The 25,048-nt window shown below is 57.4% G+C and carries 27 protein-coding genes and 1 tRNA gene; 13 read left to right on the top strand and 15 right to left on the bottom strand.

What is annotated here, in order from left to right; genetic code table 11:
• Window positions 1-425: 425 nt before the first annotated feature.
• Genes cbiQ through J2129_RS06065 form a run of 5 tightly spaced genes read right to left on the bottom strand, consistent with a single transcriptional unit; the run spans window position 426 to window position 4,283 of the window.
• Window positions 426-1,238 (bottom strand): cobalt ECF transporter T component CbiQ, encoded by an 813-nt coding sequence (gene cbiQ, locus J2129_RS06045; protein WP_209630011.1) that lies wholly within the window; start codon window positions 1,236-1,238, stop codon window positions 426-428.
• Window positions 1,235-2,068: an ATP-binding cassette domain-containing protein gene (locus tag J2129_RS06050; protein ID WP_209630012.1), complete on the bottom strand. Its 834-nt coding sequence runs from the start codon at window positions 2,066-2,068 to the stop codon at window positions 1,235-1,237. Before J2129_RS06050 ends, cbiQ begins: the two co-directional genes overlap by 4 nt.
• Window positions 2,069-2,100: 32 nt before the next feature.
• On the bottom strand, window positions 2,101-2,436 hold the full coding sequence (locus J2129_RS06055; protein ID WP_348632299.1) for a PDGLE domain-containing protein: 336 nt from the start codon (window positions 2,434-2,436) through the stop codon (window positions 2,101-2,103).
• Window positions 2,436-3,074 (bottom strand): cobalt transporter CbiM, encoded by a 639-nt coding sequence (gene cbiM / locus J2129_RS06060; protein ID WP_209630013.1) that lies wholly within the window; start codon window positions 3,072-3,074, stop codon window positions 2,436-2,438. The genes J2129_RS06055 and cbiM overlap by 1 nt, the downstream gene beginning before the upstream one ends.
• Window positions 3,075-3,113: 39 nt before the next feature.
• On the bottom strand, window positions 3,114-4,283 hold the full coding sequence (locus tag J2129_RS06065; RefSeq protein WP_209630014.1) for an NAD(P)/FAD-dependent oxidoreductase: 1,170 nt from the start codon (window positions 4,281-4,283) through the stop codon (window positions 3,114-3,116).
• An 81-nt stretch (window positions 4,284-4,364) separates the two neighbouring features.
• Between J2129_RS06065 and pth2 the strand changes: the two genes are divergently transcribed.
• Together pth2 and truD are read left to right on the top strand one after the other, a co-directional pair.
• On the top strand, window positions 4,365-4,727 hold the full coding sequence (gene pth2 / locus J2129_RS06070) for a peptidyl-tRNA hydrolase Pth2 (protein ID WP_209630015.1): 363 nt from the start codon (window positions 4,365-4,367) through the stop codon (window positions 4,725-4,727).
• On the top strand, window positions 4,724-5,995 hold the full coding sequence (truD, locus tag J2129_RS06075) for a tRNA pseudouridine(13) synthase TruD (RefSeq protein ID WP_209630016.1): 1,272 nt from the start codon (window positions 4,724-4,726) through the stop codon (window positions 5,993-5,995). The genes pth2 and truD overlap by 4 nt, the downstream gene beginning before the upstream one ends.
• A 589-nt stretch (window positions 5,996-6,584) precedes the next feature.
• Here truD and sppA read toward each other — a convergent pair.
• Window positions 6,585-7,385 carry a signal peptide peptidase SppA gene (gene sppA / locus J2129_RS06080; RefSeq protein WP_209630017.1) on the bottom strand — a complete coding sequence of 267 codons (801 nt, stop codon included), beginning with the start codon at window positions 7,383-7,385 and terminating at the stop codon, window positions 6,585-6,587.
• Window positions 7,382-8,071 (bottom strand): dihydrofolate reductase family protein, encoded by a 690-nt coding sequence (locus tag J2129_RS06085; protein ID WP_209630018.1) that lies wholly within the window; start codon window positions 8,069-8,071, stop codon window positions 7,382-7,384. The genes sppA and J2129_RS06085 overlap by 4 nt, the downstream gene beginning before the upstream one ends.
• 99 nt (window positions 8,072-8,170) lie before the next feature.
• Here J2129_RS06085 and J2129_RS06090 point away from each other — a divergent pair, with 99 nt between their 5' ends.
• Window positions 8,171-8,803: a CDP-alcohol phosphatidyltransferase family protein gene (locus J2129_RS06090; RefSeq protein WP_209630019.1), complete on the top strand. Its 633-nt coding sequence runs from the start codon at window positions 8,171-8,173 to the stop codon at window positions 8,801-8,803.
• Here the strand turns inward: J2129_RS06090 and artA are convergent.
• Complete coding sequence (artA, locus tag J2129_RS06095; RefSeq protein ID WP_209630020.1) at window positions 8,775-9,581, bottom strand: archaeosortase A; 807 nt, start codon at window positions 9,579-9,581, stop codon at window positions 8,775-8,777. The two genes, J2129_RS06090 and artA, sit on opposite strands and share 29 nt — an antisense overlap.
• 129 nt (window positions 9,582-9,710) lie before the next feature.
• Between artA and J2129_RS06100 the strand changes: the two genes are divergently transcribed.
• Both J2129_RS06100 and J2129_RS06105 read left to right on the top strand, forming a co-directional pair.
• Window positions 9,711-10,025: a transcription factor S gene (locus J2129_RS06100; protein ID WP_209630021.1), complete on the top strand. Its 315-nt coding sequence runs from the start codon at window positions 9,711-9,713 to the stop codon at window positions 10,023-10,025.
• 54 nt (window positions 10,026-10,079) lie between these two features.
• A tRNA-Leu gene (locus J2129_RS06105) sits at window positions 10,080-10,164 on the top strand.
• Window positions 10,165-10,916: 752 nt separating this feature from the next.
• Here J2129_RS06105 and J2129_RS06110 read toward each other — a convergent pair.
• Together J2129_RS06110 and J2129_RS06115 are read right to left on the bottom strand one after the other, a co-directional pair.
• Window positions 10,917-11,465, bottom strand: a complete 549-nt coding sequence (locus J2129_RS06110) for a phosphotransferase (protein WP_348632300.1) — start codon at window positions 11,463-11,465, stop codon at window positions 10,917-10,919.
• 135 nt (window positions 11,466-11,600) lie between these two features.
• A complete protein-coding gene (locus tag J2129_RS06115) occupies window positions 11,601-12,083 on the bottom strand; it encodes a phosphotransferase (protein ID WP_209630022.1) in 483 nt (160 codons plus the stop codon).
• Between the two features lie 266 nt (window positions 12,084-12,349).
• Here J2129_RS06115 and J2129_RS06120 point away from each other — a divergent pair, with 266 nt between their 5' ends.
• Both J2129_RS06120 and J2129_RS06125 read left to right on the top strand, forming a co-directional pair.
• The gene (locus J2129_RS06120) at window positions 12,350-12,568 is read left to right on the top strand and encodes a hypothetical protein (RefSeq protein ID WP_209630023.1); all 219 of its coding nucleotides are present in this window, start codon (window positions 12,350-12,352) and stop codon (window positions 12,566-12,568) included.
• A 100-nt stretch (window positions 12,569-12,668) separates the two neighbouring features.
• Window positions 12,669-12,917 (top strand): hypothetical protein, encoded by a 249-nt coding sequence (locus J2129_RS06125; protein WP_209630024.1) that lies wholly within the window; start codon window positions 12,669-12,671, stop codon window positions 12,915-12,917.
• A 347-nt stretch (window positions 12,918-13,264) separates the two neighbouring features.
• Here J2129_RS06125 and J2129_RS06130 read toward each other — a convergent pair whose 3' ends face one another.
• Complete coding sequence (locus J2129_RS06130; RefSeq protein WP_209630025.1) at window positions 13,265-13,621, bottom strand: hypothetical protein; 357 nt, start codon at window positions 13,619-13,621, stop codon at window positions 13,265-13,267.
• A gap of 389 nt (window positions 13,622-14,010) precedes the next feature.
• On the opposite strand from J2129_RS06130, the gene J2129_RS06135 reads away from it, so the two are divergent.
• The 3 genes from J2129_RS06135 to J2129_RS06145 are packed head-to-tail and all read left to right on the top strand — an operon-like array spanning window position 14,011 to window position 15,019.
• A complete protein-coding gene (locus J2129_RS06135) occupies window positions 14,011-14,313 on the top strand; it encodes a winged helix-turn-helix domain-containing protein (protein ID WP_209630026.1) in 303 nt (100 codons plus the stop codon).
• Between the two features lie 2 nt (window positions 14,314-14,315).
• A complete protein-coding gene (locus tag J2129_RS06140) occupies window positions 14,316-14,675 on the top strand; it encodes a hypothetical protein (RefSeq protein ID WP_209630027.1) in 360 nt (119 codons plus the stop codon).
• 11 nt (window positions 14,676-14,686) lie between these two features.
• Window positions 14,687-15,019 (top strand): hypothetical protein, encoded by a 333-nt coding sequence (locus J2129_RS06145; protein WP_209630028.1) that lies wholly within the window; start codon window positions 14,687-14,689, stop codon window positions 15,017-15,019.
• 565 nt (window positions 15,020-15,584) lie between these two features.
• Here J2129_RS06145 and J2129_RS06150 read toward each other — a convergent pair.
• Both J2129_RS06150 and J2129_RS06155 read right to left on the bottom strand, forming a co-directional pair.
• Complete coding sequence (locus J2129_RS06150) at window positions 15,585-15,845, bottom strand: RNA-binding protein (protein WP_209630029.1); 261 nt, start codon at window positions 15,843-15,845, stop codon at window positions 15,585-15,587.
• An 842-nt stretch (window positions 15,846-16,687) separates the two neighbouring features.
• Complete coding sequence (locus J2129_RS06155; protein ID WP_209630030.1) at window positions 16,688-18,751, bottom strand: acetate--CoA ligase family protein; 2,064 nt, start codon at window positions 18,749-18,751, stop codon at window positions 16,688-16,690.
• Between the two features lie 498 nt (window positions 18,752-19,249).
• Between J2129_RS06155 and acs the strand changes: the two genes are divergently transcribed.
• From acs to J2129_RS06170, 3 genes are all read left to right on the top strand, one after another.
• Window positions 19,250-21,145: an acetate--CoA ligase gene (gene acs, locus J2129_RS06160; RefSeq protein ID WP_209630031.1), complete on the top strand. Its 1,896-nt coding sequence runs from the start codon at window positions 19,250-19,252 to the stop codon at window positions 21,143-21,145.
• 42 nt (window positions 21,146-21,187) lie between these two features.
• Window positions 21,188-21,748, top strand: a complete 561-nt coding sequence (locus J2129_RS06165; RefSeq protein ID WP_209630032.1) for a TATA-box-binding protein — start codon at window positions 21,188-21,190, stop codon at window positions 21,746-21,748.
• A 223-nt stretch (window positions 21,749-21,971) separates the two neighbouring features.
• Window positions 21,972-22,346 (top strand): ArsR family transcriptional regulator, encoded by a 375-nt coding sequence (locus J2129_RS06170; protein ID WP_209630033.1) that lies wholly within the window; start codon window positions 21,972-21,974, stop codon window positions 22,344-22,346.
• Here the strand turns inward: J2129_RS06170 and rpiA are convergent.
• Together rpiA and surE are read right to left on the bottom strand one after the other, a co-directional pair.
• Window positions 22,315-23,031 carry a ribose-5-phosphate isomerase RpiA gene (gene rpiA / locus J2129_RS06175; RefSeq protein WP_209630034.1) on the bottom strand — a complete coding sequence of 239 codons (717 nt, stop codon included), beginning with the start codon at window positions 23,029-23,031 and terminating at the stop codon, window positions 22,315-22,317. The two genes, J2129_RS06170 and rpiA, sit on opposite strands and share 32 nt — an antisense overlap.
• Window positions 23,032-24,191: 1,160 nt before the next feature.
• Entirely contained in the window at window positions 24,192-24,971 is a 780-nt protein-coding gene (surE, locus tag J2129_RS06180) for a 5'/3'-nucleotidase SurE (RefSeq protein WP_209630035.1), read from the bottom strand.
• Between the last annotated feature and the right edge of the window lie 77 nt (window positions 24,972-25,048).

Here is a 25,048-nt window from a genome sequence, read left to right on the forward strand (position 1 = left end):
CAGGAGATAGTGATGAGGACTGCACCTCTCTCTCCAGGAACATCAAAGGTGCTTTCCGGTCCAATCTTCATTGTACAAGTTCGAGAGCAGGCCCCGGAGCGAGACATCAGAAAGCATGCCAAAAACCTTCAGGATCTTCATAAGCCCCGAGCAAGAAGTTATGCGGGGTTGGTGGTTCTCGCTTACGCCCAGGACATGCAAGGGGTTCCCATGAAACTGATCTCGAAGATCAGCCCTTGAGGTTTGCATGAGAATTTGAACTCACCGGATCCTGGTGTGGACGATATGCAGAGGATAGAATATTCTTTAGAATGATCAGGTCCCTCCCTTCTCATTCGCATCCTGATCCTGGAGGTGGATCTCAAAGAACCGCTTGAAAATTCGTTTCATGAGCGATTCTAGAGAACCAATAAAAACCATTCTCCTCAGACGACCCATCCGAGGAGTGCGATGACCGGGACGACCACAAGACTCGCGGCAAGGAAGACCCACTCACCCTTCTGGAGCGGTTTTTTCGTGATGAAGAGGTGCGAGTCCCGGCCATACCCCCGGCAGAGCATGCTCGTATAGGTCCGCTCCCCCTGCTCGAAGGAGCGGAGAAAGACCGTCCCGATGGTGTAGGCAAGCATCTTCATGCGGTAGCGGTATGGGAGGGAACGGTCGAAGGCGTCGAAGTACCTGGTCTGGAGGGCCGCCCCGATCCGCAGATACATCCTGGCAAAGAGGAAGAGGTAGCGGGTCATCATCCCGATGATGAGGGTGAACTCAGCCGGGAAACCAAGCCTGCCCGCACCCTTGAGCATCCCCTGCATCGTCGTCGTCGAAGAGAGGAGGATGATAAAAGAGATGCAGGCCAGGAACTTTATCCCGAGGATGGACGCAAACTCCACCGACTCGGCATAGATATGGATCCCGAGGGGGAGGGTGACGAGAGAGTGGAACTCGGCATAGTGCGGGTTGGTGAAAAAGATCTGGAAAAAAATGAGGAAGAACCCAAAGGGCAGGACGAGGAGGAGACGCTTGAGGTAGACTGTCGGGGAGAGTCGCGCCGCCGCCCAGAGGAGTGCGAAGAAGACGATGAAGAGCACGGACGGGAGGTAGGCGGCGGTGGTATAGGGGAGGGCCACGGCGGCGATGATCACCGCAAAGGTGACGATGAGTTTGACCCGTGCGTCGCAGCGGTGGACCATGCTGCTGCCCTGGGCCGACTCCTCGATATCAAAGAGTTTCTCGATCATGCCCGGCCCCGGTATGCTTCGGTGAAGGCCTCCACGACCTCTTCATAGGTGTAGCCCTCACCGATCGGCACCCCGGCATCGCGCAGGTCGTGCATCAACCGCTGGAGTGCCGGGACGTCGAGGCGGGTCTGCTCAAGGAGGGCTGGCCGTGAGAAGATCTCGGGCACCGAGCCATGGGCCACCACCTGACCGTGGTCCATCACATAGACCGAGTCGGCGAGTTCTGGGACCAGGTCGAGGTGGTGGGTGGAGAAGATCACGGTCATCCCGAACTCTTCGGGCAGGGTGTTCACGAACCTGACCAGGTCGGCAACGCCCTGGGGGTCGAGCCCGGCCGTCGGTTCGTCGAGGACGAGCACCTGGGGCTCCATCGCCAGGACCCCTGCGATGGCCACCCTCTTCTTCTCCCCGCCGGAGAGGTGGTGGGGCGGACGGTCGCGCAGGTCTTCAAGGGCCATGAGTCGGATGGCGCTCTCCACCCGGTGGGTGACCATCTCCTCGTCAAGCCCGAGGTTTGTCGGGCCGAAGGCGATGTCCTGTTCGACTGTCGGTGAGAACACCTGGTCGTCGGGGTTCTGGAAGACGAGCCCGACGGTCTTTCGCACCTCGCGGAGATTTTTTTTCGTGACAGCCTCGCCGTGGACGAGCGCCTCACCCGAAGAAGGCTTCAGGATCCCGTTGAGGTGTTTGAATAGCGTGCTCTTCCCGGCACCGTTTGCCCCGATCACCGCGACCCTCTCTTTCCGGCCCGCGGTGAAGTTCACGCCGTTGAGGGCAGGAGGACGGTTCGGGTAGGCATAGGTGAGATCCCGGGTCTCGATGATATGCATTCTACAGAGTTTCTCCAAAAAAGAATAAATGTTCAGTGTTTTGAGGCGGTGACCGCCTTGCCAACACCGAAGACAATGAAAAGCGCAAGAATGATACCGACGACGACGGCGATGACCTCGCCCATCTTGCCGGCGTCATCCCCCATCGAGTAATCGGGCATCGGGGCCTCATACTCGAAACCGATGTCATGACCGATTGCCTCAGGATCGCCGTCCTCAGGGGAGGGGCCGAAGAGATCTTTCTCGCCCTGGACGACAAGGGCCGTGCTCTCCAGACCGTCGGGATCGCCTGCAGCAAAGAAAACGGCCGTGACACCGATAAGGATGGCCACGACGAGTCCGATCGCCAGGAACTGTTTGGTCTCCATCAGGCTGTCGCCCCCGTTGAAGATTCTATCAGTTCTGGGCGCGCCGAGGCGATGAGGTAGAGCGCACCGGCCGTGATGAATGCCTCAATGATCCCGATGGCAGCGTGATAAGCACCCATGAAGATCATGCCCTCAACGAGCGGCCAGATGCCAGCGACGAACATCTCGATCGCGGCGGCGAGGGACGGGATGAAACAGGCAAGCCACGCAGCGATCCCTGCAGAAAGGTATGGATTTTTTGCGACCTTATGGATGCCCTGGAAGGAGTAGTAGCCGACGAACCCACCGATGACGCCCATGTTGATGATGTTTGCGCCCATCGTGGTGATCCCGCCGTCGCCGAAGACGACTGCCTGGACCAGGAGGACGAGGGTGAGGACAAATACCGCCGCATAGGGTGATCCGAGGACGATAGCCGCAAGGGCTCCACCGACCAGGTGGCCGGTCGTGCCCATGCCGACCGGGAGGTTAAACGCCTGGATGGCGAAGATCCCGGCGGCCAGGACGGCGATAAGGGGGACTTTCTCGTCGTCCAGTTCATTTCGTGCCCAGCGCAGCGCAAGTGCGATGAATACAAGGGCGATCACCCAGTAGATCGCACTCTGCCAGAGTGGGATGAACACATCAGGTATATGCATGTCTATCATGTGATCGTAGCACGCTATTGGATATAAGTGTTACTCGTTCACTCCAAAGGCAAGATCTTTCAAAATGACGCGTACTGATGGCCCGGCAACGGTTACAAGCCCACGCAGGAGTTTTGGTTTCGTCATAAGCCTGCGGACCAGTTCGCCGGGACGGTCCATGTCCCCGTACCTGACGATGAGATCGGTGATATCAGGGTCTGAGAGGGGCTCAAGGAGGGCGTCCACTTTCTCTGCCGTGAGTTCCTGTCTCAGTCTGAAGAGGCGCATCCCGAGAGCGAGTTCTCTGCCGAAGTCTGCCTGCCACCGCTGTTCATAGGCGGCGAGGGCGGGGTCAGAGAAATCGTCAGCCTCGCAGCACGAGACCGTGACTGCGGCGGCGTGCCGCGCCGCCCGCACTCCTGTATAGACCCCGCCCCCAGAGGTGGGCTTGGCCATCCCGGCGGCGTCCCCGACAAAGAGAGTCTGCCGCCCGTAGGTCCGCGGCATCGCACCGAGGGGTATGGTGCCGGTGACCAGGTGGGTGCACCCTCCTGGGTAGCGGGCCGCGAAACGTGCAAAGGCCTCGCGCACCCCTCCGGTCCCGCAGAGCCCGACCCGCCCCCGGCCCGCGCCGGTCGGGATCACCCAGGCAAAGAATTGCGGGGCGGCGTTCGGGTGGACCTCCACATACCTGGTGTCGAGGTCGAGGGGGAGATCGGCCTGGACGCCAGAAAGATAGACCGGGGCACGGGCAAGCCCGAGCATCCGCGCCATGCCGCTGCGCGGCCCGTCGGCGGCGATGACCATCCGTGCCTCGACGTCACGGCGCCCTGAAGCACCGCAGGTGACCAGGCGCCCCTCCTCGCGCCCGACGACCGCGGTCTTCGGCCAAAACTCGGCCCCTGCGCAGGCGGCGTCGGCGGCCATCTCTTCGTCGAGGAGAGCGCGGTCGACGACATAGGCCTTCGTCTCCCTGGCGTCGAAGAAGACCTCGGCACCGAGGTCTGAGACGACCCGCGCTCCCTGCACCATGTTGAGAACCGAATGGTCGGAGACCTCACACCCGGCAAAGGCCCGAGACGAGAGGAGACCTGCACACTGGACCGGGAACCCTGGGGCGGCATGCTCCTCGATGCAGAGGACCGAGAGCCCGGCCTCTGCACAGGCCCGTGCCGCCGACGATCCGGACGGCCCGGCCCCCACCACCGCTACGTCATACATGCGGTGGTAATCTCTCCCTTTCCCCTACATGAATGTCCCTATGCCCATGCCTTATTGCTCTCCCGCGCCAACAGAGTGTAGATGTCCAAAGAGCCAGTGTTCAAGTGGAAGCAGTGTCTGGTCATCAGGACTGACATCAAGATGAGCTGCGGGAAGAAGTGTGCGCAGGTCGCCCATGCAGCGATCATGGCCTACGAACACGCCGGGAAAGAGGCAAAGAAGGCATGGCTCTCCGAAGGGCAGAAGAAGGTCGTGCTCAAGGTCTCAGGCGAGCGCCCCCTCTATGACCTGAAGGCCGCCGCCGAACTTGCCGGGATCTCGACCTCGCTCATCCAGGACGCCGGGATGACCGAGATCCCGCCGGGCACCATCACCGCCCTGGGGCTTGGCCCGGCCAAGAGCGAAGACCTCGACCAGATCACCAGAGACCTCAAACTCCTATGATGCAGACTCCCTACCCCCTGGAGGCAGACCTCGGGATGGCGTGGTACGTCACCGACGCCCCTGGCATCGGTGGGGTGCTGCGCGCCACCCCTGAAGACTTCCTGGTCGAAGAGATCCCGCTTGCCGAACCCGCAGGCGAGGGGCCGTACCTCATCTGCAGACTCACCACGCGGAACTGGGAGCACCAGCATGCCATGAAGTCCATCGCCTCAGCGATGGGGATCTCCCACCGGCGGATCGCCTGGGCCGGGACCAAGGACAAGAACGCCGTCACCACCCAGTACATCTCCATCTACAATGCAGACGAAGAGATGGTCGAGGGCGTGCACCTCAAGGAGATCGAACTCGAACCGATCGGCCGGAACCAGCACCCGCTCGCTCTAGGCCAACTTGCGGGGAACCGCTTCTCGATCATGGTAAGGGGGTGCACAGGCCCGGCGCTCCAGGAGACCGTCGAGGCCTGCACCACCGCGGCCGCCGCCGGGCTCCCAAACTACTTCGGGCTCCAGCGTTTCGGGGTAATCAGGCCGGTCACTCACCTGGTGGGCCGCGAGATCCTGCGCGGCGACTACCAGGCGGCGGTCGAGACCTATGTCGGCCTCGCCTTCCCTGACGAGACGCCAGAGGTGCAGGAGATCAGGCAGACCTTCCTTGAGACCCACGAACCTGGCCCGGCGATCGCCGCCCTCCCCCGCCACCTCGGATTTGAACGCTCCATACTCTCAGGGCTTGCCGAAACACCCGGGGACTATGCCGCGGCCCTCAAGAACCTCCCGCCAAAACTCCTCTCCATGTTCGTCTCGGCCTACCAGTCCTGGCTCTTCAACCGGGTGCTCTCGATGCGTCTTGCCGACGGTGCACCCCTCGACGAACCCCTCCCTGGCGAGAGGCTCATCTTTGCAAACGGGCGCGAGGACACCGTGACCGAGAAGAACACACGGGTCGTCTCGGTCCATATGAAAAGGGGGCGCTGCGCGGTCGCGCTTTTCATGCCTGGTGCTGAGCCGCGTGCGTCGCTCGGGAAAGACGACGACCGGATGGCCGCCCTCCTTGAAGAGGACGGGATCACCACGGAAGACTTTGCACGGGCGGCGAAGTTTGTCGGACTCCGATATAATGGAACCCTCAGGCCCATCGCTGTCAGGACCGAAGTAAAGGCCGAGGTCGTCGGCCAGGATGTCAACCTTGATTTCTCCCTCCCCCCAGGCCACTATGCCACCACTGTCTGCCGGGAGTTCATGAAGGCCGACCCGCACGCGATGATTTAGGGCCTCAAGAGCCTGCATCTCTTTTTTGCAGGGTCTGTAAAATCACTCGTGAAGCAACAAGGGCATGCCTCATGCATATGGGATGAACATCTCTCGTCGCGTGCTTTCTATCTCTTTTCAAGACGATCGAATTGATGGAGGCTCTGATCAATGGCCGCCCCCGTCTATCCTTATCGAGAAGAGTGTGAGCGTCATTGAGTTCAGGAAATCTTCGAGTCCGCGAGCACTACCCCCAGGCGCGAGAGGAGGATGAAGATTCGATGATTGAGGGCGTGCCGCCCCCGAACCCCTCCACGTCACGATAGGTCGAAGACGGCAGCACCCTCATCTGTTCTGCCTTCCCGACCCCCCCATCGCGGTCCCGGGGGTCTGGGGGCAGAGCCTCCAGCCAAAGGGGCAGGAAGGCATGAATGAATGCATGGATCCGCGACGAAAAAGGGAGGACTTCCTCACCATATCGACTGCTCTCTTCCGGGAGGGGGAGGGGTGGAGAGTTTTGGGATGACCTCTAAGAATTGGTGAAGATTCTGCAAGGCCGCGTACCGCACCACCCAGACAATAGTCTCAGGTCCTGAGTGAAGGCCGGGTATCAGGTGTTGGCAAGGCCCCGTGCACCCTCGATGGCGTCGAAGAGGTTCCCCTCCTCATCGGCAAGCCCGATGGAGATGGCCTCCTCCCCCCGGATCACCCTGGCGGTCTCAACGTCGGCGCGTTTCACCGGACGCTCCTCCATGACATCGGCGATGAAGGTCTCGAAACTCTCGTCCACCATCTTCTGGGCATAGGCGCGTTCGTTCTCGGTGAGAGGACGGTACGGGGAGGTCATGTCCTTCTGCTCGCCCGACTTTACCACCTCGACCTGCCTGCCCTCCTCTTCCATCCACTTGCTCTCGTCAGGGAAGAACCAGATCACCCCGATGCTCCCGGTGAACGTATCAGGGGAGAGGTAGATCCGGTCGGTGTGCGCCGCGATGAGGTACGCTGCGGAGGCGGCCATCTCTCCCATCGAGGTGACGACCGGCTTTTTCGCCCTCGTATATTCCAGGTCGCGGATCACCTCCTGGGCGGCGGCCGGACTCCCGCCAGGACTGTTGATCCTGAGCACCACCGCTTCCACAAAGGGGTCGTCGGCGGCGGCGCGAAGGTCTCGTCCGACGGCTTCGCTCCCCACATACCCCCCGCCTGAGAAGTCGCCGGTGAGGATCTCGCCCTCCACCCTGATCACGGCGACCTCATCGCCGGCGACCGTGGGCATCAGGGCCAACGAGACGATGACTCCGGCAACGATGACGACAAAAAAGATGAATATGATGGCCCCTGCTGCGACGAGCCACTTCTTCTGTCTCCGTCTCCTCTGCACCCGTTCAAGTTCTTCCCTGAGAAAATTCATTCACTGTTCCTGTACCGGACTGTATATTCAGTCACCAGGTTGGTCCCGCACATATAATACTTCTGGAGACCGAGACAGATCATCTCGTCCTCAGACTCGATATGCATCCCGCCGACCAGGGAAGGGGTGTCCTCGCCGCCCACGATGAAGGGGAGGTGGATAAGCCTGATCTCGTCGACAAGGCCGTGCCTGAGCATATGCCAGTTCAGGGTCGGCCCGCCCTCGATCATCATCTTCTCGACGCCGTAGTCCTCGCGGAGCACCTGCATGAGCGCGGGCAGGTCGACGTGCTCGCTCCCGCAGACGACGACATCGACACCCTTCGCCCGGATCGCGGCGACCCGCTCCTCGGGCGCCGCCTCGGAGACGGCGACCAGGGTGGGCGCATCACTGTTGAGCACATTGGCATCCAGGGATATGGCAGCCATGCCTGAGGGGATGACCCTGAGTGGACTCTTCCCCTCGACAAGGCGGACAGTCAGATAGGAGTTATCGATCGCGATGGTCCTTGACCCTACCATGATGGCGTCGCAGTCGGCGCGGGTCTGGTGGAGGAGCACCTCGGTCTCTGGGGCCATATGCTGCATGAGGATCTTGCTGGACGCCCCCCTCTTCAGGGTGAGTTTCCCGTCCACGGTGATCTCAGACATCATCAGCACATGTGGTCGCGTCGGTATCGCTGTCATCTCTGTCTCTATATTACGTCTGAGATTTAAAAGAGGGTCGGGTCTGTGACGCCGACACCGAAGCAACCCTTATGCCTTTGAGCGGCCCTTACTATTGATATGAATATTACGGCGCTGAGGCCGCGTCTCATCTCCAAACTCGAACCTATCGCCGACATTTTTATCAAGGCCGGCATCAGCCCCAACCAGATCTCCTATCTCTCCCTGTTGTTCGGGGTCTTCTGCATGATCGCCTATGCAAAGGAATCCTTTCTGCTGGGCAGTCTTCTGTTGTTCGTCTCAGCCGTCCTCGACCTGGTGGACGGGACCGTGGCAAGGAAGAAGGGATGCCAGACCGATTTCGGTGCAGTGATCGACTGGGTCTTCGACAAATATGTCGACGCCCTGGCCATTCTCGGCGTCGGACTCTCAGGGACAGCGATCCTCTCCAGATTCTTCCCTGTCCCGCCTGAAGCCGACTTCGCGGTCGTGGCGATCGCGATCTTTGGCTCGATGATCAACACCTTCATCAAACCGGTGGTCTATGCCGAGGTCGGGTTCTCAGACCGCGTCGGCGGGAAGATCCACGACCCCCTCGAGGGGGTCGGGTTCTTTGGCAGGCCCGAGACTCTCATCGTCCTCATCGTCGGGGCCTCGCTCGGGTATGCCTGGCTCTCGGTCCTGGTCATCGCCGTCTGCACCAATCTCTCGGCGATCCAGCGGATCATCTATCTCTCGAGAACGCTCCCGTGAGGTCGTCGCGATAGGCCCTGTACAGCCCATCGGCCATTTTGGCGAGGCCGGGGATGAGAGCGAAGAGGGCATAGGCGATGATCACGAGGGCGACAAGGGCCCCTAGTTCGCAGAGGACATTGTGGGCCCAGAAGAAACTCTCGTAGCCGTACTCACCATTGCTTGCAATCTCAGGGAAGTACGGGAACCACTGCCCGGTGTAGGCGGTGATCACAAAGACGTTCCTGAGCAGGTTGAGGATATAGATCGTCGGGACAATGAAGAGGACCGCGAGGATCTTCTGGCGCAGTTCGGTCGGGACCGCGGCGGCCACGCCGAGCATGATGGCGACGCTCTGGATCCCGGTGCACCCGAGCACGATCTCGACCCGCAACCCATTTCTGATGAACATGTTCCAGTCGTACATCGAATACTGGATGCCGACCATGTTGAGAAGCCACCCGACCTCCCCGGTAACGACCTCGATGAGCCAGTCGCCAAGGGAAGTGTAGCCGAAGGGGAGGTAGACGAGGACAGCGACCGCCGCGGCACGGGTGAGGTACTGGACGTTCTTGTCCCCGGCACGCAGTCTCTTTGCGGTCACATACAGGAAGGGGACCGAGAGGACCGCCATGGTGGGGTACAGGAAGTTGTTGATCGAGAGATAATAGGGTACCTCGGCAAAGAGGAAGAGCGACATCGAGAGCCAGCCTGCGATCCCTGCATATGCACTATGTCTTCCTGGGATAAGGAAGAGAATGAAGGAGACGAAGGCGGCGGTGAGGAGGAGTGCTTCCATCACTCATTATTTGCCGGCCCATATAATTAACCGTTCTCAAGGGGATCAAAATCTGATGTCTTCTGCTCCCTGTGCGGGATTGTCAGATATACAAGGCTTAATCAGGCATGGCTTCCCAATAAGTGATAGATGTTATTCTGCCCGAAGTGCAACAACCTGATGATTTCATCGGGTGGTCAGATGAAATGCCGTAGGTGCGGGTATGTTCAGGCGATCGAGAGCGAGGAAGATATGAAGATCACGGCCACTCGCATCGAGAAGGAGATCACCATCGTCGACGATGAGGAGAAGGCGCAGACTCTCCCGACGACCAATGTCCTGTGCCCTGAGTGTGGGAACACCCTTGCCTTCTGGTGGCTGCGCCAGCTGCGGAGTGCTGATGAGAGCGAGGTCCGTTTCTTCCGTTGCACCAAGTGTGGGCACACCTGGCGGGAATACGATTAAATCTCAGGAACGCACATAGGTATTGGGAACATCGTTCTCCACCCATATTTTTGGGCGAGGGTTGCCGAGCCAGGTCAAAGGCGCAAGGTTGAGGGCCTTGTCACGTAGGTGTTCGAGCGTTCGAATCGCTCCCCTCGCACTTCTTCTGAAATTGATTCAATGTATGAAGATTGAATCTGGTTTCGTGTTTTTGTGGCTCTGTAGAATTACCATGAAAGGGGATGAGGCGAACGCCTCATGCTGAACCAATGAAAACCGACACATTGGATTCTATTTCGGATTTCAATAGGGTTTTCATGGAAAAATGATCCTGACGATCCTCTCTTCAGGTTTGCATGAGAGTGTGAACTCGCCATATCTCGTTGAAGCCAATACGCAGAGGAGAGAAAATTCTTCTGATGGATCGGCCGCCCTGAATAGTCGAGATTTCCCTGCCATCTCGCGCCGGGGGCCTCCCCCGGACCCCCAGGACGAAGAGAGGTGGGAGCGGCGATGGAACACGATCCCCATCGGTTCTCCTCTCTCGAAAAAGAGCGATCAAGCGACGAAAAATTTTCATCCCGTATGCGTGAGCCAGAGGTTCATGCTCGATTCAACATGAAGCGAAAGCACGCCTCAAGCATACGCGATGAAAATTTCATATCGGAGTTGGATCGATTCCTGACCCCTTGTGATCGAGGAGCGAAAAGAAGTCAAGCATCATGCCGCCTCTCGGTTATCTTCAGTCCGTGGGGGGTCCGGCGCGAGACGGCGGGGAAGATTCGACAATTGGAGGCGGCACTTCGGATCGACGTGCCTTCCCCCATCATACGCGTCGGGGGCGCTGCCCCCGGACCCCCGGGACGAAGATAGAGCCGGGAAGGCACCCCCCTCCTGATCGAGAGTTGAGGATTATGCTCTTTCTTTCAATTCGCGATACCAGAGAGGTACGTCCAGTTCAAACCCCTCGTGGTCGGAGAGGATCGTCCGGATGGTCCTTTGTGATCGTTCGATCTGTTCGGAGGTGCCGGTATGGATCGAGTACCGATATGACCAGACGATGTCAGGGACGATGCTCATTGCGGCATAGAGGGAATATTTTTTCCAGAACTCGTCTGGGACGTTTCCCCCGTTGTACCCGTCAATCTGTCCGACAGAGAAGGGGACACTGACATTTCGTGAAAAGAGCGCAGTTTTGTAAAAATCATGAATCGGATCGCCCCAGTCGCAGCGGTTGAAATCGATCACCCCGCCAAATGTTCCTTCGTCGACGATGATGTTGGCAGGATGATAGTCGTCATGCTGAAATGAGGGTTCGACATTTTTCATAAGATCCATCCGGGATTCGACGTATGTGGTAATGGCGTCAAGGTCGACGCCCTCTAATTTTGTGGTGCACTCCTCAAGTGCCCTGAGATAATACTCGTGTTTCCGTTTTTTTGGCTCTGTAGAAACCCTCACATATCGTGGGGAGAATGTGTGTCATCCGCCTTCCCATAGCCTCCCGCCGGGGGCGCTGCCCCCGGACCCCCAGGATGAAGATTGGGGCGGGAAGGCTGAATAGAAGATCCTGAAAGACGGGATGCCGTCCTCGACCTATCGTGTGGCGGGGGGTCCGGGGGGTGCAACCCCCCGTCGAAGAGAACTATCAAGAGGATTTCTACAGAGCCGTTTTTTTGTCTCGTACCAACCAGGATACGATGCAGGCGCTTTCAAGGCATGCATTTTTTTCAGTTCTTCTCCGGCGGCGACACCGATCGCATACTGAACTTCATCAGAATAATTGGAAAGTGACTGCTTTGCATTTGTGCCTTCGATAAAGCGCACGATCATGAAACAGAGATCATTCTCTTCAGAAACTCCGAAGTAGTGTGCATCCGGGATCTTGTCAGAATAATCTCTGAGATCCTGGAGGAGATTGAATTCAGCTTTTTTTCTCAGGATGACCACGTCATTCGCCGGTTCACTGATCCGCAGGAGACGTTTTTCATCGCCAGGAAGACCGAGAACATATTTTTGCTCACCTGAATAGCCTTCCTCGATCTCTTCCACATAGAGATATCCGGTGATCTCATGCACTCTTTCTCGAATTTTTTCAAACTATCCCATAATATTCTCCATGAGTATATCCCAAAACTCTCTTGAGGTGAATTACTCTGCGAACCAAAGTACTGCCTTCAGCTCTGTAGAAATCATCTTGATGAAGTTCTGTAGAAACCCTCACCAATTCCTGGTGTGAACGTGACTCACCCACCTTCCCCATCATCTCGCCGGGAAGGCACACTCAATCGCCATGAAGAGCGTAATGCCGTCCACCGCCTATCTTTGCGCGGGGAGACCGTGAGGTGGCACGTCCCCACAAAGAGAACTATATCGAGGATTTCTACAGAACCCAATTTTCGAGCAGCACGCACCTCACCACAGAGAACTATGGAGTTGAATTTTCCAGATACAATTTTTTTGCATTACTTGGCTCTGTAGAAATCCTCTTGGAAATGCTCTCCGCCGGGGGGGCGTGCCGTTCCCCATGCTTCATGATAGTGAAGTACGTGACGAAGAGGTGAGGATTTCGACCTCTTACGAAAGGAGAACTGGAGAGCGAGTGATGACAGAGTCTGAGATCATTTCGGATCGATTATAATGACATACGCTATATCCACATCTATGCCAACACTTGAAATCGACTTTTCCGACCATGAGTTCAACGTTATAGAGCAGTATTATGCGTCCGCCGTCGAGAGCAGGTACATGTCTCTTGAGGACTATCTCAGAAAAGCGGTGGTCACGATGGCCGTCCAGATACTCGATGACTTCCCTTCGGCGAGAGAAGAGAACCCTGACGTAGAGTTCTCAACGTCACTCTCTGAGCGAGAATGTGATGAGTTCGGGCTTTCAAGAGAGTTCTATACTTGACTCTGGCGACATATATATTAAGGGAGGGCAAATCAACGGCTTGAAAGCTGCGATAGAGCCAGAAGAAGACACAACTTCTCTTCATATCGCGCCAGGTTTCAGGCACATTCCTGACCCCTTCCGTCCTTCCAATCCGACCAGGGGACCATTGTATCTCCTTCTCTCATACTACCCCAACAGAAGCCCGATATATCCCTTGCGATGAACTGGATTTCACGAACCCCCCACATTCTGACCAGATCACAATCCCAAGCCGATCTGACCGATTTTAGATGGGTATATTCCTGAATCTAGGTTCAATATGACGTGATCTGACTGCGTTCACCCCCGCAAGAAAGGGAAGGGGATCAGGCCTTCCCAAAGTAGACCTTCACGTTGTCCCTGAAGAGGTACCAGAGGATGATCACCGGGATGATGATGCTTACCAGTGTCGTGGTGAGTCCTGCCATGGTGTGACCCGCTATCCACCAGTTATAGAAGGCGATCACGATGTTGATGAAGGCAAAGAGGACGGCGAGTGTCCATACCCAGCCCCAACCCATGAAGCACCCGATCCCGAGTGCAAGATTGATGATGGCAACAAGGATGACGATAGCGCCTGTAAATGCCCCTACCCCGGGCAATTCAAGCGCGCTCCCGGCCATATACATCGTAGCCCCGGCAAGCAGTCCGATTACCCCAAGAAACAGGTACAACAGACCCACGATTGTGACCCCAAGAGGTCGAGATACCCCAGCCATGGGCGGATGATCAGTGATCTGGTATTAATACTTTGGCCTGTGTGCCATGCACCTTGAGTGCAGGCACGGTGTGATCAGAACGGGCGCCTCTCTTCTGGCGCCGATGTAATCTCTCCGGAGAATTCCAGATCTTTACGTTCATCTCACCTGCTATCCGGTCGCGTAGTGAGAGAAATGAGTGGCCTGTACCAGGACGCAACAGGGATCTCTGATCGATGTAACGGCGCAATTCATCGTAGAGGTGAGATGGCACCACCCGGCATTCAGATCAATCGATAATTCCTGGACGATCAAATAGTAAAAATATTAGATCAAAAATACTATCGGATGTAAAACAAAATTTACACCTGTTGATGTTCACGACCACCACCCTCGGAGCACTCTCCGACCTGCTCGGTTTCCTGGGAAATGAGCAGAGGCTCAGGATCCTCAAATCGATTGCAGAGAAGGAGAAGTATGCGCGGGAGATCTCGGAAGAACTCGGGATCTCACGCCCGCTCGTCACCATCTATCTCAAACAACTGGAGAAGCGAGGGCTGGCCGTCGGGACCGCTCGTGTCACCGACGACCCGCCCCTGATGAGACGATATTACCGGGCCGTCCCCTTTACACTGGTTGTGGACCTGGACCTGATCAAAAACCTGCGTGAGGAGTAAATATGCACTGCACAAGACTGCGGACCTTTCACTGGCTGACCTGGCTGGTGATCGGGCTGATGATAGCGATGATCGTCTCTCTGGTCCTGATGTACATTCTCCCTGTCGACCTGAGTGTCTTCATCATCCCCCTGGCAACGATTTCCTATCTGCTGATCCCGCTGATCCTGATCTACATGATCCTCTCCATCGTCGTCGTGAAGGTGAAAGGCTGGCTTGAGCGCTACCTGGACGCCATGGTGGAACAGAAGACCGGTTCAGGAGAGACGAGCGCGAAGATGGCAGTCATGAACAAGAGACTCGAAGATATGGAGAGGCAGTTGGACCATATCGAGGAGATCCTGGTGAAGGTCTCTGAGTGAGGAGGGAGAGTATGGACCTTGAGAAGATATCAGACGAGGGCTGGATTGCCTGGACGACGGTGGCGGTCACAGTGGCCCTGGTCTTCGCCGTCCTCGTCTCCCTGGCAAACCCACAGATCGCAGGGGCCCTCTGGCCCGGACTTCTCTACCTCTTCCTCCTGGCATACGGGTATCTTGGCCTCTGTGTCTGTGCCGGGCGGGTAAAGGCCTGGGTCGAGGACTATCTGGATGCCATGGTGGGGAAGAAGGATGACAAAAATCTGGAGAAGGCAAGTGAGCGGATCGAGGAGATGGGGAGGAGGATCGATCATATCGAGGAGATGCTGGTGAAGGTCTCTGAATGATGCGGGCCAAGGGTGACCACTCTTCTGGTCCTGTGTGATGGGGCAGGAAAGCATATCTGATGATCATGATGAGGGGAGTGCATTCCTCCTCTTCTGCGGAGAGGGAGGGAGGGAGGGAGGGAGGGAGGCGGGCGAGTCACACTCATTCCAGGAATGAGGGAGGGGTTACCATGAGCATATCCCAAAACTCTCTGGCCCTCCTCCTCACTGATGAAGAGCGATGGATAAAAATGAAGAGATCCCAGCTTTTTCATCGCGCACCCACGCATTGGTCGCCTTCCCCCTCGCCCCCGCCGGGGGCGGGTGCCGCCCCGACCCCCGGGATGACGATGGGGGCGGGAAGGCAGGGGCGAGAACATGAAGAGGATAGTGGCGAGACCTACGTTCTCTTCACGCGAGGAGAGAGATTTCTCGTCCTATTGCATCGTGTTGACGACTTTTCGTTCTTGACTCGACACTAGTGTGCCGGAGCGCAGGTTTATTCCATCGGCACCCTGACCTCCCAGAGCCCGACAGGAAAAATTCTGCACCCCGCCGCAACGGTGCACCAAAAAAATGAAAGAGATCAATATCCCCGGTACTCTCGACGCGGCTTGGGGGGCTGTGCCTCCTCCACCCGCATCGTCCGTCCGACAAACTCGGTCTCGTTCAGGGCTTCCTGTGCCGCCTCAGCCTCTTCGATAGAGTCCATCTCGACAAACCCGAACCCCTTATCCCCGATGATCCTGACGCTCTTGACCCCCCCGTAGTTGGCGAAGAGTTCCTCCAATTGATCTTCAGTTACCGAATAGGTGAGATTTCCGACATACAATCTGCTGGTTTCCATCTCTGGTCCCCCTCGGTGTTGAGATGTCAGTCGAAGAAGATAATAGTTTGGTGCGCTGGGAGGACAGGAACATGATCCAGGTGAACTGGACCTCGTCTGCAGTAGCGAGCGGTCAGAGATCAAAATGTCAGGAAGGGACTGTAGATACCTTCGTGATGTCCACAAGACAGGTCCCCCTCAAATACTCTCCTCAATCATCCCTCATCACTCGAAGAGGAACCTGGGCCTCTTATCCTGATGGAGTTTGACAAGAGAAGGTCTCCCCACCAGGTTCACTGCCCTACCCTCCCCGGCCAATCACCGCCAGGAGGGCTGGGGACAAACCGGGGAATTGAGAAGATTTCTGATCTTCGACTGAACCCACCGGCGTAAAGCACGGAAGGCATGTCAGTAGGAGCAGCAACCCCATCTGGCTCTGTAAATACCCTCTGGATGGGAAAGGCCACGACACGACAGGTCGAGGACAGCAGCACCCCATTCATATTTATCTATTCTGCCTTTCCACCCCTCATCGTGGTCCACGTGGTCCAGGAGGTCAGGGGGGCACTTGCCCCCAGCGCGGGGTTGTAGGAAGGCACGTCGATCAGAATGGCCGCCCCGACCCCCACGATGAAGATAGTCGAGGGGCGGCGATGAAACTGGATCTTTCAGATGCCCAATCGCGAGGAGAAAGATCCTCTTAAACTCTGTAGCACTGCTCAGAACGATTTTCATCGCGTATGCTTGAGCCCCACCTTCATGCCCGATTCTACAGAACCGATTAATTCTTATTTGCTCTCTGTACCAGAGAACATCAAGCCGGCGGCATCCCAACTTCGCCAAAAAAAGAGTCTGGAAAAAGTTCAGGGGAGCCCGATGGACTTTGCCCTGCACCGCTGCCAGACGACGCGGCCCACGACCTTGAAACACTGTTCAAGTTCGTCGAAATTGGGGATGTCGTGGTCCTTGAGGATCTTGATCCCCGCGTCCATGCACTCGCCGCCAAGGAGAGTGCCGACGACGAGGTTCTCGGTCTTCCCGCTGAAGTTGATGATCTGGTGGGCCAGACTCTCAGAGTCCAGGACGAGGTTCGGGAACCCGACCACAAAGGCGATGTCCCAGAGGTCGGAGTGACGGGCAAGCACCTCGAAGACCTGCTGGAAACGCTTCTCAGATGCATCGCCGAGGAGGTCGAGGGGGTTTGCATGACTCCAGTAGTCAGGGAGGATCTCATTGAGCTCGTTCAGGATCGCAGGCGGCAGGTCAATGAGGTCAAGACCGTACATCTCGGCATAATCCGAGGAGAGGACCGCAAACCCACCGGCATTGGTGATCACGATCGCACGCCTGCCCTTCGGGTACCCGCCAGGCGACGCACAGAGTTCGGCCACCTCGAAGGCACCCCTGAGCGCCCTGACCGGGATGACCCCGGCCTCCCTGAACGCCTCCATGTAGACCTCATACGATCCCGAGAGCGAACCAGTGTGAGACGACGCCGCCTTCTGCCCCTTCTGTGAAGAACCCGACTTGATCGCCACGACCGGCTTCTTCTTCGCCACCTCGGAGACGACCTCCATGAACTCACGGCCATTGGTGAGCTGCTCGATGTACAGGATGATCGCTCTCGTGCTCTTGTCCTGCTCCACAAACCGGAGATAGTCCAGGAAGTCGAGGTCGGCCTGGTTGCCCACCGAGAAGACCGCCGAGAACCCGATGTCCTGCTTGAGACTCCAGTCGACGACCGTGTTGATGATCGCACCGCTCTGTGAGATGAAGGCGACACTGCCGGGCTTGGGTGACTCGTGGACATAGGTGGTGTCCAGGCCCCGCGGTGGGATGATCAGGCCCAGGCAGTTAGGGCCGACGACCCTGATGTGGTAGTGCCTGGCAATGTCAAGCATCCGCTCTTCGAGGACCTTGCCCTCCTCTCCGGCCTCCTTGAATCCGGCGGTGATGACCACGACCAGCGGGATCTTCTTCTCGCCGCACTCCTGCATCACTCGCGGGACATGGACCGCCGGGACGGTGATCACCGCAAGATCGATGGGGTTGGGGATCGCCGTCACGTTCGGGTAGGCCTTCAACCCCTGGACCTCGGTCCGCTTGTTGTTGACCGGGTAGATCTGACCGGGGAAGTGGAGAAGGTTGTGGAGGACAGCATACCCCATCTTCTGCGGGTTCGACGAGGCCCCGATGACCGCCACCGAGCGCGGGGTGAAGTATTCGGGAGGGACAAAAGTCCGCTCCCTGCGCTCGACAGGTTTGAGATCCTCGTCCACGATGATCCTGGCATCCACCGCACAGGCGCCAGACTCGTACAGCCGCAACGGGTTGATGTCGAACTCGGTCACCTGGGGGTTCTCCTCGAAGAACCGCGCCACCCCGGCGATGATCTCAACCAGGGCTTCCTCGTCCCTCGGCTTCATCCCGCGGTATCCCGCGATGAGGGGGTAGGCGTTGATCTCCCTGACCATCGTCCTGATCTCCTCTTCGGAGACCGGGACGATCCTGAGGGTGACATCCTTCATCAACTCGACAAGGGTGCCGCCCATTCCGAAGGTGATCACCTTCCCGAAGGCCGGGTCGGTCTTCCCGCCCAGGATGAGTTCAAGACCTGGCTGTGCCATCTCTTCGACGATGACGCCCTTGACCTCGGCTTCTGGATCATATTCTTTCGCAGAGTCCACGATCTGCGTAAATGCCTTCTTTGCCTCGGCAGCCCCTGAGATCCCCACAACCACGCCGCCAGCATCGCTTTTGTGGACGATCTGGGGGGATACTACCTTCATGACGACCGGAAAGCCAATGGCTGACGCCGCTTTCGCGGCTGCATCGGCGTTCGTAACAATCTCGAAGCCAGGGGTTGGGACACCATATTCCCGGAGAAGATCATACCCCTCTGCCTCACTCAGCATTCTCTTTGCCATGGAAATTTCCTCTCAGATACTAGGAACGAACTGACCCGAAGCAGCCATCTGAGGCATCTTGACGGCCAGGATCAGGGAACAGCGCTCTCAAATGTGACAACATTCGGTATATGCACTGATTTGAAATAAGTATTGGATTGATACCATAGTGGTGTACTCCTGGCTTTAAGTTCTTTTTGAATTTGTTGAAGACCCTATCGGCAATCGCCGAAGATCCGTGCCCGCCCTTCATCCAGGGACACGCGAAACAGACGTAATTGATGAGATCTTTTCCTTAATTCGTCCATAAATGCTGAATTCCCAGATCTGCGCGATCCCTCACGTACGATCATGTGAGTTTATCTACCTTTCGCAGATCGTCGAAGTATGGTCGTAGATTTAGAAATAAAGCATGAATCAAGCGTACCACAAAATATATATCTAATGTTCACTATTGATCGTGTAGATCTGTCCATGGGAATCCCGCAGGGGTTTTTCCATGGAGATCTGAGGTGCCCCATGACAGAGCGAGACTTTGCTGTGCCTCTCGAGGCCCCGAAGTACTACCGGCCCGACCCCTCCTACAAGGAGCAGTCATGGGTCGGGGACTACCAGACCGCGTATCAGAAATACATCGCCGACCCCGAGGCCTTCTGGAAGGCACGCGCCGCCGAACTCGACTGGTTCGAGCCATTTGACGAGGTGATGCAGTGGGACTTCCCGTACGCCAGGTGGTACCTGAACGGAAAACTGAACATCACCTACAACTGCCTTGACCGGCACGTCAAAAACGGCCGGGCAAACAAAGTCGCCCTCTTCTGGCGTGGAGAGGAGGGCGAAGAAAAGGCCTACACCTACAGCCAGCTTCTCAGGCAGGTATGCCGGTTGGCCAACGGTCTCAAGCGGATCGGCGTGAAGAAGGGGGACCGGGTCTGCATCTACATGCCGGTCATTCCAGAACAGGTCATCGCCATGCTGGCCTGTGCCAGGATCGGTGCGGTCCACTCGGTCGTCTTCGGAGGGTTCGGGGTCAACGCCCTCAACCAGCGGATCAGGGACTCAGGCTCCAGGATCGTGATCACCGCCGACAGTTCGATGCGCCGCGGCAAGGCGATCCAGCTCAAACCGATCGTGGAGGAGGCGGTGGTCAACGCACCCAGCGTCGAGACGATCGTTGTGTTGCGCCGTGACGACCCCAGGGTCGAGCTCCACTCTGAGATTGAGATTGACTTCGAGGAACTGATGGAGAACGAGCCGCACACCTGTGAGGCAGAGGTGATGGACGCCGAAGACCCACTCTTCCTCCTGTACACCAGCGGCACCACCGGGGCCCCCAAGGGAATCGTCCATGCCTGCGGCGGGTACGCCGTCGGGACCCAGTACACGACTAAATATGTCCTTGACGTCAAGGAGGACGACGTCTACTGGTGCACCGCCGATCCCGGATGGATCACCGGCCACTCCTATGTGGTCTACGGCCCCCTCCTCAACGGGGCGACGGTCTTCTTTACCGAAGCGACCCCCGACTACCCGAACCCCGGGATCTGGTGGAAACTGATCCGCGACTACGGCATCTCAGTCTTCTACACCGCCCCGACGGCGATCAGGATGTTCATGCGGGTGGGCGAGGAGTGGCCCGCAAAGTACGACCTCAGTTCGCTGCGGATCCTTGCATCGGTCGGAGAACCTCTCAACCCTGAGGCATTCGAGTGGTTCTACCACCATATCGGCGGCGACCGGTGCCCGATCATCGACACCTGGTGGCAGACCGAGACCGGGATGCACATGATCACCACGACCGTCGGCGAACCGATGCGCCCCGGGTTTGCCGGGCGGCCTATCCCCGGCGTCATCGCCGACGTCGTCGACCACGACGGCAACCCGGTTGAACCAGGGAATGGTGGGTACCTCGTGATCCAGCACCCCTGGCCCTCGATGTTGCGAGGGGTCTTCAACAACGACGAGCGCTACCGGAAATACTGGACCACCATCGACCATGTCTATACTGCCACCGACCTCGCGGTGAAAGGACATGACGGCAACATCATGGTCATCGGGCGCGCCGACGACCTGATCATCGTCGCTGGCCATAATATCGGCACGGCCGAGGTAGAGTCGGCCCTGGTCTCCCACGAGGCCGTCGCCGAGGCGGCGGCGATCGGTGTCCCTGACCCGGTGAAGGGCAACCAGATCAAGGCCTTCGTCATCCTCCGCAATGGACAGGTTGCGAGCGAGCGCCTTGTCTCCGACCTGCGCTATCATGTCAGGATGACAGTAGGACCGATCGCCATGCCAAGCGAGGTGGAGTTTGTCGACTCGCTCCCCAAGACCAGGAGCGGCAAGATCATGCGCCGGGTACTGAGGGCCCAAGAACTCGGGATGGACCTGGGCGACCTCTCGACCCTGGAAGAGTGACCGACCAACTCTTTATATACCTTTTTTACGTCAGTTATAAACATGCACGGTAGCCCAGAGGAATCCCTGAAAATAGAAAATATCGTTGCCTCTGCCAAGGTAACCGACTCCCTTGACCTCATAACGATATCATCACGCATCCCGGGTGCTGACTATGACAAAAAACGTTTCCCCGGCGTGGTCATCAGGATGAAAGATCCAAAGATCGCTGCGCTCGTCTTTGGATCAGGGAAAGTCGTCCTTACTGGTGCAAAGAGTGTGGACAACCTCAACAAGGGTCTTGAGATCCTGGGGAACAAACTCCGCGATCTGGAGATCGAGATCGATGAACATCTCACCTATACGATCCAGAACATCGTCACCTCCGCCGATCTCGGCAAACCGATCAACCTCAACAAGATTGCAATCGGGTTCAACCTCGACAGGATCGAGTACGAACCCGAGCAGTTCCCTGGCCTTGTCTACCGCCTTGATGAACCCAAGGTGGTTGTCCTCCTCTTCGGGTCAGGGAAGCTGATCATCACCGGCGGCAAGCAACCTGAAGATGCGCGCCTCGCGGTCAGGAAGATCATGACAGATCTCTCAAATCTTGGCCTCCTCTAAGCTATACCTTTTTTAATTATTGAGTCAATATATTTGAGAAGAGAACCCCCTTCAGCCATCGGGAACCTCATATCGACGGGCGGCCATGAGGATCCAACTGCAAGGAGCTCCTATTTTGAGAGATGATATTGTATCTGTGATTATCGTGCGCGATATATATCGAGCACCAATATTCATATAGTCCAGATACGAAACCTAATATTGGTCAACTGGGTGAACAATCATGAAAGCAGAAGAAGTCCTGTACTTTACTCAGAAAGAAGAAGAGTTCGCCACACTCCTCATCGACATTGGGATCAAGCGCAATGTTGCAAAGGTGCTTGTATATCTTGCCAACACCGATGAGGCAACCTCCCGGGAGATCGAGCGTGGCACCGACCTCAGGCAACCTGAGGTCTCGATTGCGATGCGCTACCTCAAGGAGAAGAAGTGGATCAACACTCGCGAGAGCAAGGCCGAGAGCAAGGGGCGCCCGGTCAAGATCTATTCACTTTCCAAACCGATCAACGAGATCATCGACATTATCGAGAAAAATAAAAGAAAAGAGGTTGATAACCAGCTGGCGCTCATTGAGAAGGCCAGGGGCCTGATCTCGTAAGGGTCTTGCACCCCCCGCTCTCCCCGACCAGAACCCATATTTTTTCTGCAAATTCCGTAAATATCCCGCAGGTCAGGACACCTGGCAGGGCATTCAGTTTTGTCTCAAGTCCTTCAGGATCGGCGATCGTCCCGAAGTCGCAGTCCAGGACAAAGTTTCCATTGTCAGTGATGACAGGGCCGTCTTTTTTCACGCCTTCCCGCAACGCGGGCGTGCCGCCGAGGGCCGCGACCTGTTTTTCCACAAGGGCGAGGGCATAGGGGACGACTTCAAGTGGCACCGGGACATTGAGATGTTCGGAGAGTTTTGATGGGTCCACAACGGTGATGATCCGTTTTGATGCCGCGGCCACGCATTTTTCGCGGGTGTGCGCCGCACCGCCGCCCTTGATGAGGCGGAAGTCGGCGTCCACCTGGTCGGCGCCATCGATGGTGAGGTCGATCTCAGGGTAATCTACGAGGTCGGCCACCCTGATCCCGGCCGCCCGCGCCCGCATCGCCGACTGGTACGAGGTCGGGATCCCGACGATAGAGAGCCTTTCTTCTCTGACCCGTTCGCCGATCCTGAGGATCGCATAATGCGCCGTCGACCCAGTGCCGAGACCGACGACCATCCCGTCCCGCACCTCCTCGGCGGCGGCGAGGCCCGCGACTCGTTTCACTTCGAGGTTGTCCTGTTTGCTCATTGAAAAAAAGTATGGAAGCCTGGACAGATAAGGAGTGCCGCCGGGGACCGAGTGCCACGCGAGGGGTGGAGTCTGGAGAGGACAGACCAATGGCGGACCGAAGTTCCGGGTGAACAGGCGAATTTTCGGTCCTGTAGAATCAGGCACACACCCCAGGGTCCAGGCATAGAGGGAGCATATCCCAAAAATATCCACCGCTCGATCAATCACGTGGTTCGAGATTCATCTCTGCCATTTTTCTGCCTTCCCCGCTTCAATCACAATCTTCTCCGGTCACACAGCAAGGGCCGGAGAGTTTCAGGATGACTTCAGGATGAAAATGATCTGAGTCTCTGGGTCATGCACCGAACTGGGTTCCTCCTTCTGGGCACGACACTACGCAGGAACGTCATCGAATGGCTACCCCAGGCGCGAGATGACGGGGAGGGTTCTGCGATTGAGGGCGGCACACCCGATCATCACGCCTTCCCTAAGACCGGTGCCGAGGGCGCGGCCCCCAGATCCCCAGGGATTAAGATAGGGACTGGAAGGCACAACCAACGATCATAAAGAGAGAGGTGCCGTCCCCCGCCAATCGCAATCGCCGAGGGTGCGGGGGGTGGGCGGGCGGCGAGCCCCCCGTCAAAGAGGACCATCAAGAGGATTTCTACAGGGCCAAAAGTTCCTCAAGTCCACTCCTGCTCACAGCCAACAGACCTCCAGGAGGAAGATTGAGTCGGGAAGGCGAAGATAAACTTTCATGATGAGTAGGGCACCCTTCCTCTCCCAATTTTGCTGCGGGGGTGTGGGGGGTGGCACGCCTCCCGCCACAGAACTCCATCCAGATGATTTCTACAAAGCCAAAAAGAGGCTCTGTAGAAACCCTCTGGATCTCTCTCTGGTGGGGGGCTTGGCCGTTCGAAGATTTCCAATCTTCTCAACTCCTTCCAGTCGTCCCCCCGAACCCCCCGCAACACGAGAGGTCGAGGACAGCAATCATTCTTCAGGGAGGTCGAATATGCCTTCCCAGGTCCTATCATCATCCCGGGGGTCCGGGGGCAGGGCCCCCGGCACGAAGAGGTGGGAAGGAGGGTGAGTCACGCGTGCACCTATAAAGGGTGAGAATTTCTACAAAGCCAAAAAAGAAGAAAAACCCTGCCCAGGGTGTGACACAGGGGCGTTCACTTCAGGAGGTCGCGGATGCCGGCCTCGGCCCCGCTTGCCGTGCAGTCCAGGGTGATCGGGGTGACCGAGACATTCCCTTTCCTGATCGCATGGACATCGGTCCCTTCCTCCGCATCATCGACCAGCGGTCCATTGATCCAGTAATACGGCCTCCCGCGCGGGTCAAGGCGCCGCTCCACCCCGGTGTGGAAGAGCTTGCGCGCCAGATGGGTGACCTCGTAGCCTCCCTGCACCTTCGAGGGGATGTTCACATTGACGACATCAGTCGCCTCCGGAAACCCGCGTGCAAAGATCCGTTCGCAGACGTCCCGCACCACCGTCTTCGCCTCCTCGAAACTGCTCCCCACATGACGCGGGTCGTCGAACTTGTCGCCCTGGTCCCAGACCTGAAGAGAGAAGGCGACCGAAGGCGTCCCCTGGTTCGAGGCCTCCAGCGCCGCCCCGATCGTGCCCGAGGTCATGATCGACTCATAACTGAGGTTCTCGCCGATGTTGACCCCGCTCACCACCAGGTCGGGCTTGAGGTCAAGGGCAAAGAGCCCGATGATCACCGAGTCAGTCGGTTTACCGCCGACCGCATAGGCCGGCACCCCGTCGACCGCGATCTTCGTCGCCCTGATCGGCTCGAAGATCGAGATCGAGCGTCCGACCGCACTCTGCTGGGTCGCGGGAGCCACGACCGTCACGTCGGCGATCTCGGAGAGCGCCTCATATGCCGCCCAGATCCCGTTGGAATATACACCATCATCATTGGTGAGGAGAATCTTCCGGTCCATCGTTGGTTGAATGAGTGTACCCCCTTCCCTGATAGTCGTTTGCGATCAATATCTACATCTTCGGTCGGTGCCAATCC

The organism is Methanofollis sp. W23 (genome assembly GCF_017875325.1).
GTDB lineage: Archaea > Halobacteriota > Methanomicrobia > Methanomicrobiales > Methanofollaceae > Methanofollis.